The 13,668-nt window shown below is 68.8% G+C and carries 3 protein-coding genes; all 3 read right to left on the reverse strand.

Annotation, left to right across the window (positions count from 1 at the left end; all coding sequences use genetic code 11):
- Positions 1-315 precede the first annotated feature (315 nt).
- The 3 genes from CO540_RS04855 to CO540_RS04865 are packed head-to-tail and all read right to left on the reverse strand — an operon-like array spanning position 316 to position 13,614.
- On the reverse strand, positions 316-4,377 hold the full coding sequence (locus CO540_RS04855) for an Eco57I restriction-modification methylase domain-containing protein (RefSeq protein ID WP_099161084.1): 4,062 nt from the start codon (positions 4,375-4,377) through the stop codon (positions 316-318).
- The gene (locus CO540_RS04860; RefSeq protein WP_099161085.1) at positions 4,377-7,310 is read right to left on the reverse strand and encodes a DEAD/DEAH box helicase; all 2,934 of its coding nucleotides are present in this window, start codon (positions 7,308-7,310) and stop codon (positions 4,377-4,379) included. The genes CO540_RS04855 and CO540_RS04860 overlap by 1 nt, the downstream gene beginning before the upstream one ends.
- A gap of 43 nt (positions 7,311-7,353) precedes the next feature.
- The gene (locus CO540_RS04865; RefSeq protein ID WP_371682271.1) at positions 7,354-13,614 is read right to left on the reverse strand and encodes a protein kinase; all 6,261 of its coding nucleotides are present in this window, start codon (positions 13,612-13,614) and stop codon (positions 7,354-7,356) included.
- Between the last annotated feature and the right edge of the window lie 54 nt (positions 13,615-13,668).

The following is a 13,668-nucleotide window of genomic DNA, read 5'->3' on the forward strand; positions in this document are numbered from 1 at the left end:
GAGGCGCCCTGCCGGCGCTCGCCTTCATGCTGGAGCGGGCCAGGCATTTGCGGAGCTAAGCCCGACCGGATGCGGTGCGTGACAGCGGGGGCCCGCTCGACCCACTCCCCTATGGCGATCCCAGTCAGATCAACGCCCTTCGTGACCTGGTCGTCGCTGTTGGTCACAGCGTCCTCACCGCTGTTTGGCATATGAAAATCAACGAGACCGACCACGACAACCTCGGCCCGCCTATTCCCTGCCACACATCGCCCCACACCGACAGGCCCGAGTGCTGGGAAGCTACCTTTACTGACTCGCGTTCCAAAGCCGTCCTCAATCTTGCCGACTGATGTCCACTTTCGACTCAGACTTCGCCGCCGAGGAACGGGGACCGTGCCCGGGTGGCGGAGTGAGAGTCGAAATGTAATTCTTGCCTTCAGCCAGCGGGCTGGTCAGACTGATGCCGGCAGCGGCCATTCGGTCGTACTCCGCGAGTATTAGCTCCTTGGTCCGGTACGTGCCGTACTTTGTCTCGTCCTTTCGCTTGACGATCGGGAAGGTCTCCATGATGTAGCCCACATCATCACGGGAGATTCCGTATAGATGGAAGAACAGGGCGTCCAACTCTGCCCTTATTACCATCCGGCGCTCTTCGTCCCAACGGAACGGTGATCCAGAGTCGCCTAAATCGTGGGCAAAGGGAGCCATGTCGGAGGCGGAATAGACTAGCTCTATAACCCGAATGCTAATGAACCCGATATGTGGTTTGACCTCTTCCGGCTTTAGGAACGGCAGTTGCTCGAACTGGAAGAAGTTCAGGTTTGTCCCGCCAAGTTTCTGCCGGAGGACGTAATCAAGAACTAAGGCGCTGGCATTCGCATACGGTGCGGCCGGAGAGTCGCCGGCAGTTGGTAGGATGATGTTTCCAGAGTCGCCGAGTCCACCAGACGGAAAGGCGTAGGCAATCGCTGTGCGCTCATCGGTGGCTCGACAGATTTTCCGGAAACCAAGAATCCAACCCCGAGGCCAACCCCTGCCCGCCAGGACTCGGTCCACTTCAACCTTCCTGATCCAATACCGCGGTAGGGCTACACTCGTCGGATCTTGTTTTTCCTGAAGGGTCAGGTCGCGGATCGTGCCGTTATCCGTATAGGTGGCCCAGCGATGGTCGTAGTGGTGGAGCATCTTTGCTTCGTACAGCGGGAGCATTTTCGCGGAGCCCTTGGTGAAGACATTGCCGTGGAGGACCCAGCCGCTGGATTCGAGTTCCTCCCGCATGTGGAAGAGGTGCGAGTCGCTGGTCATGTTGAAGATTCCCTGCATAAACGACACGCCCCATGGATTGCCCTTAGGGTCGCCCTCCTTGAAAAGGACTGACACTCGACGGTAGATGCCAAGGGTGATCTCGGCGTCACGGCGAGAGCGGAAGACGGGGCACGTGCCAGTGTTGGGATTAAGCAGGGCAATCTCTTCGGGTGTAAGAGTGAATGCTTTGTCGACGTCGCCTAGTTCGGCCGGGTCATGGAGGAAGAAGGCAAACTTCGCGGCCGGTTCATGCAGTGCCCGTCCAGCCAGAGAGACGATGCTGAACTTGAATGAACGATGGACGCCAGGGAATAGAGGCGCCGCGTTCTCGAAGTCGTAGAGCGCTGCGATCGAGCCGTTGACCACGAGATCCTTGAAGAAGAACTGGGTGGTGGCGTCCGTCGCAATGCCCGTCGGGAGGATCATTCCCATCCGGCCGTAGGGGTCGGTCAACTTTCGGCCCTGTTCGGCGAAAACCGGATCCGTCTTTATTCGGCCGCGCCCGCATAGCGGAAAGACGCCCGAGTTGCTGGCAAAGTGGCGCGTTCCGTCGATGTGGCGCTTCGCGGCCTCGTATGCCTCGTGCAGCAACGGATTTGCGGTGGGAAGCCCGTCGATTAGCTTCTTGCGCCTCGCGCCCGCCGCTTCGGCGATCTCGGGTGCGCGCGCCGAGAAGAACTCCTGCTCCTTGAGTTCGAGGTGCTCCCAGGGAGGGTTGCCCAGGACGCAGTCGAATCCGCCAGCCCAGCCTGTCGCCGGGTCGATGCCCGCGTCGTGCTCTGGCACCTCGAAGACCTCGGGAAACTCCAGGTGCCAGTGGAAAAAGCGGTACTGTTCGCGCAGCCGCGCAATCTCGTCGTGGGTCGCCTGCGGAGCGGCCGATGCCTCCGGGTCCTCGAAGGCGCGGAAGACATCGTGGGTGACGGCGGCCGGCGCGTCCGCCGTCTTCTTCCACATAAAGGCGGCGCACCAGGCGTCGGCAACATACAGGGCGCGGGCGTACTCGGCGGATGTCTTCCAGGTGCGGTAGGCGGACGCCTGTCGGCGGACATCGCCGAGGGTGCTGGCGGGGGCCGCCGTGATCCGGCGCAGGTCCTGGGCGAAGACAATGTTCGCGACCCTCGCCCCTTCATCCACGTCGAAAAGGCTCCCCTGCCCCTCCCGCTGCTTGGCGTTCTGCTTCTCGAGCGCCTTGGCGTACTTCTTGTCGTCGCCCTCGATTGGCTTGAACGCCACGTCTGGGATACCTTGCCTAAGCTGCGCGGGCGTGGCACCGATGAGGCCGTTGCCGCACTTGACGTGCGCGTCGAGGAAGCTCAACGGCTTACCCGGCTCCAGGGCCTCTACCCACAGGGACACCTTGGCCAGCTCGGCGGCCATCGGGTTGAGGTCAACGCCGTAGATGCACCGCGCAACGACCTCGTGCAGGGCGTGGCGGACGGCGTCGACGGTCGGCTCGGGGTTGCGTTCGCGGACCGCGGCGACCCGCTTGGCGATCCGGCGGGCCGCCGCGACGAGAAAGTGGCCGGAGCCGCAGGCCGGGTCGCAGACGGTGAGCGACAGCAGTTCGTTGACGATCGCGTCGCTCGGGTCGGGCTGCCCGGCCGCGCTGGCGGCCTGCTCGCCGCGCTTGACCGCGTCGTCGATCACGGGGTCGAGCGCCGAGTCGAGCAAACAGTCGATCAGCGAGGACGGGGTGTAGTAGGAGCCGGTGGTTTTGCGGGTGTTGCCGGCGAGTTCGACCAGCTCGAACGTGCGGTCCACGGCGCTGCGCTTCGGCACCAGCTCCAGCAGGGACTCGTAGATCGAGCCCATCTCCTCGGCGTCCAGGTTGCGGTAGTCGACCGACCGCCAGCGTCGCGAGCCCGCATCCCGCACCAGCGACAGGTGCCGGACTGCCGTCAGCAGGTAGTCGTTGGACAGCGTGAGGCCGTCCAGCGGCTTGTCTGCAACCTCGTCGTAGTCGAAGAGGCCGCCGAGGCCGGGCAGGCCCAGCTCCGGGCGGCCGTTCTCGTCGCCGAGCGCGTCGAGGACGATCCGCAGCGCTTGGTAGAGGTCGCTGTGCGTCGTACCCCGGCGGCGCCGCGCCTGCGTCCGCAGCCGGGCGGACGAAAAGTAGGCGGCGTACCGTTCGCGGGCCTGCTCGTCGGCGTCGGGGTGGTGCAGCGCGTCGCGGTCCTCGGCGACGAAGAGGAAGAGCAGCCGGTAGACCAGGCGCAGCAGGGCGTTGTGCAGGGCCTGCGGGTCGACGTTCTCCCGCAGCGCGGCGTTGTCGGGGTGGCGCAGAAAGCCGGTGCCGAGCGCCGTGATCGCTTCCTGGACACCCTTGCGGAGCTGGTCAAGCGCCCGGGTGCCAGCGGTGATCGCCTCAGTGCGCCACCTCTCCAGCCAGCACGTAGACGGCGCGGCACCCTCGGCAACCTCGAAGCGGGAGACGTGCAGCAGCCGATACAGCAGCACGAACTCGCTGAACAACTCGCCGTCGAAGATCGCCTCCAGGTCGAACTCGACGTACGCGGCGGTAGCCAGCGCGCTGGAGTCGCGCAGCAGCCGCAGCTGCCGGCCGTTGGTGAGCACCCCCCACAGGTGCGCCTCGGACCGGTTCAGGCACTCCTGCACCAGCGACTGCGGCGGCACGCTGCCGGCGCCGGCGGGTCGCTTGTCCAGCGCCGCGTTCCACGGGGCCAGGTGGATCGGCAGGTGATTCCAGCGGTGGCTGATCGCGAACGTCTTGCCGCCGTCGTCCGACGTGATGCCGGTGGCGCCGAGCGCGGTCAGCCGGCCAAAGCCCAGCTCCGCGAAGAGCGGCTCCAGCCACTGGGTGACCGCCAGGCCGGTCGAGTCGGCGGGGGTCTCGGCCTCCGGGGCGACGGGCAGCCGGTCGCGCAGCTCCTTCCAGACCGACTTGAGGTAGTCCCAGTGGCGTTCGGCGTCGTCGCGGACCGACCGGGAGCCGATCACCCGGTAGTCGGCGGGCTTGGAGCCGCTGACGTCCTTGCCCTCGGAGATCCGGACCAGCATGTCGGCGGGGATCAGCCCGCCGATAGTGTGAACGGAGGAGAAGACCTGGTTGCGGGCGGTGGCGGACATCAGGCGTTGCCTCCGGCGGCGACGGGGGTGGAAGCGGGCAGGTAGACGTAGGCGCCGAGGATGTCGGCGGGCCTCTGCGCGGTGACGGTCAGGCCGCGGACGATCTCGCCGGCGGCGCTGCGCACCCGGCGGTGCGAGGCGAGCAATTCGGCGGCCAGTTCCTCCCCGTACGCCTCAAGGTGGTCGGTCACCTCGGGCAGCCCGTCGAGGATCCGGCTCATCGTGCGCTCGCCGAAGTCCGGATCGGTGTTCTCGTCGGCGGTCACGTCGAGCAGCTTCAGCGCGTCCTCGGTGGGCAACCAGGTGGCGTTCGCGGGTGCACCGGCGAAGGCGAGCAGCCGCGCGTCCTCGGCGACGAGCTGCCGGTTTCCGGTCCTCGACGGCAGGGTGAGATGAATGCGGTAGCGGACCAGCAGCAACGTGGTGCGGCCGGCGACGGCCCGGGTCCGGATGACGCCGCAGCGGCGGGCCGGGCGCGGCCCGCTGATCTGGCCGTCCAGGGCGGCGTTGAGGACGTACCCGGCGAGCGCCACCACCGCCGGGTCGGTGCGGACCAGGGCGGCCTGGCCGCGCGCGACGGCGGCCGTGGTCCGGAACGGAACCGGGCGGCCCAGGTCGACATCTCCGCCGAGCACGGGGGCGAGGGCGTCGCGGAGCCCGGCGGGGGTGCCGCTCACGTCGGCGGTGAAGTCGCCCGTCCCGCCCGGCTCGTCGCGCAGCACGCCGTCGAGCGCGCGGAGTGACTGGCGTACGAAGTCGCGGATCTCGGCGGCGCGGCCGAGCGTGTCGCGGATCGCGGCGACTTCCCGGGCCACCTCGTCCGGTCGAATGCTCTGCTGGGCGAACCGGGACCGGGACGTCTTCTCCTTCTCGGCCGCGGACTGCCACTCGGTCGCCAACGCGGCGGCCTTTTTGTCGATGGCGCGGTACTCCTCGGCATCGAAGAGGCTGCCCTGTTCCTGCTCCTGCCCCCGCAGCAGCAGCCACTCGACGATCGCGTCGGTCACGGCCTGGGAGGCGGCGTCCGGCACGGAGACGGAGATGCCGAGGTCCTTGCGGATCTGCCGGTGCTTGCGGATGAGGACATCGAGGACCTTGCCGTCGATGCCGTTGTCGCTGCCCCAGAGGGTGATGACCCGGACCACGTCCCGCTTCTGGCCGTACCGGTCGACCCGGCCTTCCCGCTGGTCGTGGCGGGTGGGGTTCCAGGCGAGGTCGTAGTGGACGACGGCGTCGAAGTGGTGCTGGAGGTTGACGCCCTCGGAAAGGCAGTCGGTGGCGATCAGGACCCGGCGGGCGGCGGGGTCGTCGCCCGCGTCCTTCGCCAGGTCCTCGATGCGCTGGATGCGCTGCTGGGGGGAGAGTGTGCCGGTGACGGCGCGGACCACGGTCTTCTTGCCGAGCGCCCCTTCCAGGTGCTCGGCGACGTACTCGGCTGTGGGGATGTAGCGGCAGAAGACGATCGGGTGGTAGCCCGCCTTGAGCAGGTCCTTGAGGTGCTTGACCAGCGCGGCCAGCTTCTTGTCCTCGGCCGGCCCCTCCAACTCGGCCGCCCGGGCGGCGAGTTCCGCGAGTCGCGCGCCCGCGTCGACCTCGACGCCGCCGGCCTCCGCACCCGGGGCGACGTCCAGCCCTTCGAGGGCGTCGGTGTCCGAGAAGTCGCTGATCAGTGGGGTGCCGAGCCGGTCGGCCTCCTCGGCGGTGACCGCGGTCGCGGTTGCCGAGCGGGTGCGCAGGGTCTGCGCGGCGGCGCGCGGCGAGGAGACCAGGGAGCGAAGCAGCGCGATCGCCGACCACCAGGCGATCCGGGCCTCCCGCCGGCCTCGGCTGTCCGCGGCGGTCACCCGCTCACTGGCGTACGCGATGGCGTCGTCGAGCAGCGCCCGGTAGGCCGGGGTGAGCTTGTAGGTCTCGTCCTTGAACTCCCGGTCGGAGGGGAACGCGGTCTGTTCGGCGAGGCTGTCGTCGGCCAGGCCGTCGCTGCGGGTGAGGTACTGGCGGACATCGGCGCGCTTGCGGTGCACGAAGTGCTGGGCGAGCAGCCGGCGGCCCGCCTCCGAGCCGAGGTCGACGGAGGCGAGTTCCGGCCGGACCAGGCCGAGCAGGTTGCGGAAGGCGCTCTCCTTGCCGCTGTGCGGCGTCGCCGTCACTAGCAGCAGGTGCCGCTCCTCGTCGGCGGCGACGCGCTGCAGCAGCTCGAAGCGAAGCTGATTCTGGGCCGAGGTGTTGTCGTCGGCGGCCACGCAGGTGTGTGCCTCGTCCACGATCACCAAATCCGGGCAGTGGCGGACGAAGTCGTCGCGGTGCCGGGTGGACTTGATGAAGTCCATGGAGACGATCACGTGCGGGTGCTTGTCGAAGAGCGACTGGCCCAGATCCAGCCCCCGCTCCAGCCTGGACACCGTGGAGGCGAGGACCAGCTCGGCGTCGATGCCGAACTTGCTGCGCAGCTCCGCCTGCCACTGCTCGGCCAGCGCCGGCGCGCAGAGCACAGCGAGTTTGGTCGCGCTCCCCTGGGCCAGCAACTCGCTGGCGATCAGGCCCGCCTCGACAGTCTTACCGATACCGACGTCGTCGGAGATCAGCATCCGCACGGTCCGCTGCCGCAGCGCCATCAGCAGCGGCACGAGCTGGTAGGCGCGCGGCTCGACGGCGATCCCGGCGAGCGAGCGGAACGGGCCGGCGCCGGACCGGAAGCCGATCCGCAGCGCCGAGCGGAGCAGGCTCGCCGCGTACGCGTCACCGAGGTCGGACGGGGTGGGCGGGGCGAACTCGGCGCTCTTGACCTGCTCGAAGGCGGGGAAGACCGCGGCGATGTCGTCGTCGGCGCCGCCCAGCGGTCGCAGGACCAGCATGTCGGGGGCGCTCTCGGGCAGCACGACCCAGTCGCGGCCCCGGGCGGAGACCAGCGTTCCGGCGCTGAAGGTGGTCATTAAGCGGTTCCTCGCGTCGTCGTCGTGAGTGGCGGTCGGGTGGTCAGGCGCTGGCGCCGGTACCGAAGTAGCGCTTGTTCTTGGTGGCGATGGCGGACCAGTCGGCGTCATGCGGGAATCGCACGACGTCCCAGCCCATGTCGAACAGGCGTTCCTCCGCCTCGCGGTCGCGTTCGGCGACCGCCTCGTGCTCGTGGACCGGCCCGTCGACGAACACGGCGACGTTCGCCCCGGGCAGCCGGTAGACGTAGTCGGGACGGGCCAGCGCCTCGGTGACGAAGGCCTGCGCGTCGTCCGGCAGCCGGAGCCCGTGCTCCTTCAGCCAGGCGATCAGCTTCCCCTCCAACTTGGTGTCCGACCGCTCGGTGAGGCGGGCCAACTGCTCCGTCCGGGACTCGCCCTCCCCGGTGGTCCGGGCAGCCGCACCGGCGAACCGCAGAAGCAGGTCACGGACCAGGTGCCGGTTGATCGAGTGGTGGTTGAGCTGGTTGCCGTAGGTCAGCAGGCACTCGTAGCAGCCCCAAGCGCAAGGCCGGTCCTTGTGCGGTCCGCCCCGGTCGGTGCCGTCCGCCTCGAAGTGGCAGATATCCAGCGCCGCGACGGCGGCGCGGGCGAGAGCCGCCGGGTCCGACTGCATGAGCCGCAGTACGCCGGCACCACCCTCTGCCGCCTCGGTGAAGAGCATCCTGTCGCGGGGGCCTTCGTCCGGCGGGAGCAGCTCGGTGGTGAGTTCCGAGTCCTCCAGTTCGAAAGCCGCCTCGATGCCGCGTTCGAGCGCGTACATCAGGGTGAGCGCGACGTCGTGTTCCACCGGCTCATCGAGCTTGAGCACGAGGATGTTCCGGCGGTCCTCGACGTACGGGATGACCCGCTTCTTGCGCCGCCTCTCGCTCCCGTCAGCGTCGACGACGGGCATCTCGCTGGAGTCGCCGGACGCCTCGCCGGCGTCACGTTCGTTCATCCACCGCCCGTCCGCGGGGTCGAGCCAGAAGCCGTCGGGCTCGTCCTGCTTGGCGCGGACCCGGCCGATGTTGGTGATGCGGACGGTCGCCGAATCGCCGTGCGAGAGGGTGGCGATTCCGTCTTCGCCGTCGGACACCACCGCGTCCTGCCGGCCGGCCCGGGCGCCATGGTCCTGGAAGCGGTACGACGTCACCAGCCGGAACCCCGCCCGGCGCCGCTCCTCCTCGTCCGAGGAGATCCGTTCCCGACGCTTGGTGTAGACGGTGTGCAGGTGCAGCAGGCCGTAGGTGGTGTCGCCGAGCTTCTCGCCGCACATCTCGCAGCGGACCGCCCCGCCCCGGGCATCGTGATGGTAGCCGCAACTCGTGCACCGCCGGGCCTGGCTCGTCACCACCTCGCCTGCCGCGTCCGGCGGCAACTGGATCCGGGTGACCTGATAGCGGGCACCCTCGTGGTAGATGAGCGCACCCGGCCCGAACTCCCGGATCGCGAGGAAGCGGGGGCGCTGAAGGTAATCGCCCTCCCCCGCCCTGCGTCCCGTGGTCGGCACGTAAGCGGCCAGCGGCAGGCGCGGAAACGAGTACCCCGGCAGGAAGCCCTCACTGGCCAGGTAGCGGTACGGGTTGAAGTCCGACAGCACCGACCGGCTCTCGACCGTCTCGTTCTTGAGCAGGTTGAGCTGGGTCTCGGCTTCCTTACGGCGACCGACGGCGATCCGCCGGTCCCGCTCGGAGAGGGTGTGGTCGAGGACGCGGCGGTTCTGCTCGGCCTGGTCGACGAGCGCCGCGCGGAACAGGTCTCGCCAGCGATCGAACGCGCGGTCGAACCGCTCCGGCGTGGTCCGGACGGTGTCCTCGATCCAGTTCTCGTCCCACCACGTCGACTTCTCGAACTCCCGCAGCAGTTCAGCGAAGACCGCGCGGGCCGCTTTGCCTGCCCGATTCTGCGCCTGCGTGTCCGCCAGTGCGGCGACGATGTGACTGTGCAACTCCAGCGCCGGGTTGGGGCGGCGGCTGTCCTCCAGGTAGCTGATGTCGATGGTCTCGGGGATGGCCCGGCCCAGCTTCAGGCCCGCCTCGGCCAGCCAGACGGCGTGTACGTGCGAGCGCACCAGGTCCTCGTTGGCCAGGTCCAGTCGAGGCGGCGCCACCGCCCCGGCGACCATTCGTTCGGAGCGGCGGAAGTAGTACTGGTCGTGGCTGTTGCCGGTGGCGCAGTAGGTGGTGACCAGCGCCGGCTGCCCCGAACGCCCGGCGCGACCGCTGCGCTGTGCGTAGTTCGCCGGGGTCGGTGGGACGTTGCGCATCATGACGGCGTTGAGCTCGGAGATGTCGACGCCGAGCTCCATCGTCGGCGAGCAGTAGAGCAGCTTCAGCTCCGCCTTGCGGAACGCCTCCTCACGCCGCTCCCGCTCCATCGGATCGACCTGCGCCGTGTGCTCCCGCGCGGTCAGGCCGGCGAGGGTTCCCGCCGCCGTCTTGTACAGGTCCCGGAAGAATGTGTTGACCCGCGGTCCGTCGCCGCTGGCGTACGTCCGGATCAGCGGGTCGTGCCCGCCGGTCTCCCCCGTCCCGGCACGCCAGATGAGTGCGCCCGCCGAGACCTGATAGCCCGTGACGGGCGTGCCGGCCGAACGCCGGAAGCGACCGGCGCGCTCCGGCACCTGGAGGACCTCGGTGACCTGTCCGCCCCGCTTGAGCACCTCCAGCAGGTCGGCGATCACCTCCTGGGCGTCGGTCCACGACAGGTCCGGGAAGTGCACCCGGCGCAGGTACTTGCCGACCTTCCCCCGCCCGGACAGGAACAGGTTCGACCGGTCCAGACCCCGCCCGGACGGCTGGGGGTAGGCCGCCCCGACCTTGGGCTTGTCACCGACGGACAGCACCCACGGGTCGACGAGGCGTTCCTCACTGGCCCGCTGGAGCGAGTCGAAGTCGTCGCGGAAGTACTGCACGTCGATCGCCAAAGCCCGGCGCATCTCGTCCAGCAGCACCCGCATGATCCTGGCGCGCTCGTCGGGCTCCGCCTCGCGGAGTTTCTCGTGCGTGCCGGACCAGCGCTCCTGCTTCTCCGCGAGCCAGGTCAGATCCTGGTAGTCGATCCTCAGCAGGCCGGTCTGCTCCAGGTTGGGCATGGTGATGCGCCAGCCGCGTTCCAGGTCGAGATACAGCCGGAACGCGACGACGTCCCGGAGCGTCTTCGCCGCCAGATTGGCCAACGACGGCGGCAGGTCCGCCTCCCGCGCATAGTCGCCGAGGCCCAGTCCGAGCGCGGCGGTGACCCGCGCGGCGAGGTCCTCGTGGGTGATACCGGCGTCGCCCGCTTCGACGACGGCCTGGTACAGGGCGCCGCGAAGCTGAGTGACCTGCACGAAGTCGTTGAAGTGGCCGGCCTGGAGCGACGCGTCCTGCCGATTGTCCACGAAGGTGAGCAGCTTGCGCGCCTTCTTGTTCAACGCCTCCGGCGGCGCCTGCATCAGCGACCGCACGATCGACGCCGACACCAGCGACGTCGCCGAGGAGCGGCCCTCCTGGTCGAGGGTCGCGAGCTTGGCGAAGTCCTTCCCCCGGGTCTGCTCGTAACTGACGCCGCAGTGCAGGCAGAACAGGAACGGCGATGGGATGAAAGCCGCCTTCAGGTCGCCATGGCCTTCCCAGCCCTGCGGGTTGACGGTGATCGCCTGAGGCAAGCGCTGCCGATGGGAACTGCGGACCACCTCACGACCGCCGGCGTCAACCTCCAGCCACGATTCGGGGATCCGGCGGGCCTTGATCGCCTCATCCTCGTCGGCCGGCCAGGGGCGGTCCGAGTCGACGTAGAGGTAGCCGTCGTCGCCGCGGCCGCCGGTGGCGGCGGTGTCCCGGCGCGGCGCGTAGACGACCTTGCCGTTGTTCTCGGATCGCCACACCGTCAGGTACTCCTGGCCGCACTCCCGGCAGAAGGCTAGCGGCAGCAGGATCTTGCCGTCGGAGCCGGGCAGGACCAGCTGGTATTCGCGGGTGAGGTGTCGAGTGACTCCGTCTTCGAGGGTGACGTACACGGTGTCACCCTTGGCGAGGAACTGGTGCAGCCGGAAGGCGAACAGGGGACGCTCGGTGACCGGATGCCGCGCTTCCGACCCGGCCTTGAGCGTGGCCCGGATGGCCTGCCCGCACTCCGCGGCGGTCAGGCCGCTCTGCCGGGCCAGCTCTAACGCGGCGTCCTCGATCTTGGCGGGCTTCTGCCGCACCAGCTGGCCGCTCACCGGCTCGGTGGCGAGCCCGAAACGGGCTTCGATCCAGCGCGCCAGCGGATCGTTCACCAGCTCGGCGTAGGCGCGGGGTGCGCCGGGTGCCCGCAACCTCCCCACGGCCACGCTGTCGGGTGTCGCCCCGGTGGCCCGGATCAGCGTCTCCCCGATCACGTTCTGGCTACCCACCGGGGTGCCGAACAAGGTTGTGGCCACCCGGGCCACCGCCGCCCGCTGATCGTCGAGGCTGCCCTCGGTGGACATCGTGGCGGAGGTCCCGATGCACTGCACCTGCTCCGCTTGGCAAGCCTCACGCACCCGGCGGATCAGCAGGGCCACGTCGGCGCCCTGGCGGCCACGGTAGGTATGCAACTCGTCGAAGACGAGGAACTCCAGCCCCCGGGCCATCTTGATCAGCGACCGGCGGTCGTCCGGGCGGGTGAGCATCAGCTCGAGCATCACGTAGTTGGTGAGCAGGATGTCCGGCGGGTTGTCACGGATCTCCTTGCGCCGCTCGTCGCTCTCCTGCCCGGTGTACCGGGCGTAGGTCACTGGCTCGCGGCCCGTCCCGTACCCGTCGCAGAGGTACTTGTCGAGTTCCTTGAGCTGGCTGTTGGCCAGGGCGTTCATCGGATAGACGATGATCGCCCGGACCCGCTTCGCGGCCTTGGCGCCTTCCCGTTCCCGCGCCTTGAGCACCTTGTCGACGATCGGCACGATGTACGACAGGGACTTGCCGGAGCCGGTGCCGGTGGTCAGGACGTAGGAGACGCCGGACTGCGCCTTCTCGATCGCCTCGCGCTGGTGCCGGTGCAGGGTCAGCGGTCGCCCGTCGCAGGCCGTGCCGCCCTCCGTCTTGTTCGCCTGGAAGATGCGCGCGCACTCCGGGTGCAGCACCCCCTCGCTGACGAGTTCGAGCATGCTGCCGCCGGAGGCGAAGAACGGGTTCAGCGACAGCCACGGGTCGGGCCACTGCGACTTTGCGTCGAGATCCCGCTCCACGAAGTCGGCGATCCGCTCGTCGCGGATGATGGTGCCGCCCTCGGTGAAGGCCCGGTAGTCGCTGAGGAGCTGCTGGTGCACCTCGAAGACGTCCATCCCCGGAGCCGGGCGGGACGGCGGCACCGAGGCCGGATCCGCCGGCCGAGCGGATGCCGCGCCGATGGTGTGGGCGGTGCGGAAGTGGCGGACCGGGTTGAAGTCCTCCCAGCCGGGGACCTTCTCCTCCCCCTGCACCAGTGGCAACAGCGCCTCCCGGACCGCCACCGCATCGTCCGGCCGCTCCGCCGGGTCCTTGGCGAGCAGCCGCTCGACGAGCCGTTCGAGGTTCCGCGGCACGTCCGAACGCAGCACCCGCACCGGTGGCGGGGGCTCCTCCAGGTGTTTCTGTCCCACCTCGTGCGCCGATCCGCTGTGAAAAGGCGGCACCCCGGTGAGCAGTTCGAACAGGACGCAGCCCAGGGCGTACAGGTCGGCGGCCTGGGTGACCGACGAGGCCCGGAACTGTTCCGGAGCCATGTAGCGTGCGGTGCCCACCGTGACGCCGGTGCTGGTCAGCCGCTCGGCCTCGTCGGCGTCGACGATCCGACCCATGCCGAAGTCGAGGACCTTGACGAGTCCACCCTGCAACAGCATCACATTCGACGGCTTCAGGTCGCGGTGGATGACGCCGGTGGTGTGTGCCGCGGCGAGAGCGTCGGCGATCTGGGCGCCGATCGCGGCGACCCAGGGGATCGGCAGCTGCGGCTGCTCGGAGACCAGGTCGCGCAGCGTCTCGCCGTCGAGGAACTCCATGGCGATGTACGGCAGACCGGAGGAGTCGACGCCGCCAGCGACCGACCGCGGCAAGTTCGGGTGGGTCAGCCGACGCATGATGCGGGCCTCACGCTCGAATCGTTGGACCGCCTGGCTGTCGGCGGTCGAGTCAATGATCCCGCCCGATCGGCTCCGCAGGATCAGCTTGACCGCGACGACCCGGTCCGGCGACCCTTCGGGCGCCTGCATGTCCTCGGCTCGGTGAACCTCCCCCATGTTGCCTCTGCCGAGTGCGTCGAGCAGGCGAAATCGGTTCGCCACCAGCTCCAGGTCCACGGCCACCCCTACATCTCCCACTAACCGTTGCCATCCGTCAATCGCCCTGATCGCTCAGCACGGGTGGCCCGCGTC

The sequence above is a fragment of the Micromonospora sp. WMMA2032 genome (assembly GCF_002688545.1).
In the GTDB taxonomy this organism is placed as follows: domain Bacteria; phylum Actinomycetota; class Actinomycetes; order Mycobacteriales; family Micromonosporaceae; genus Micromonospora; species Micromonospora sediminicola.

Excerpts from the sequence above, each read along its gene's own strand:
- CO540_RS04855 (WP_099161084.1), bottom strand. The coding sequence starts at position 4,377 with ATGTCCGCCACCGCCCGCAACCAGGTCTTCTCCTCCGTTCACACTATC.
- CO540_RS04860 (WP_099161085.1), bottom strand. The coding sequence starts at position 7,310 with ATGACCACCTTCAGCGCCGGAACGCTGGTCTCCGCCCGGGGCCGCGAC.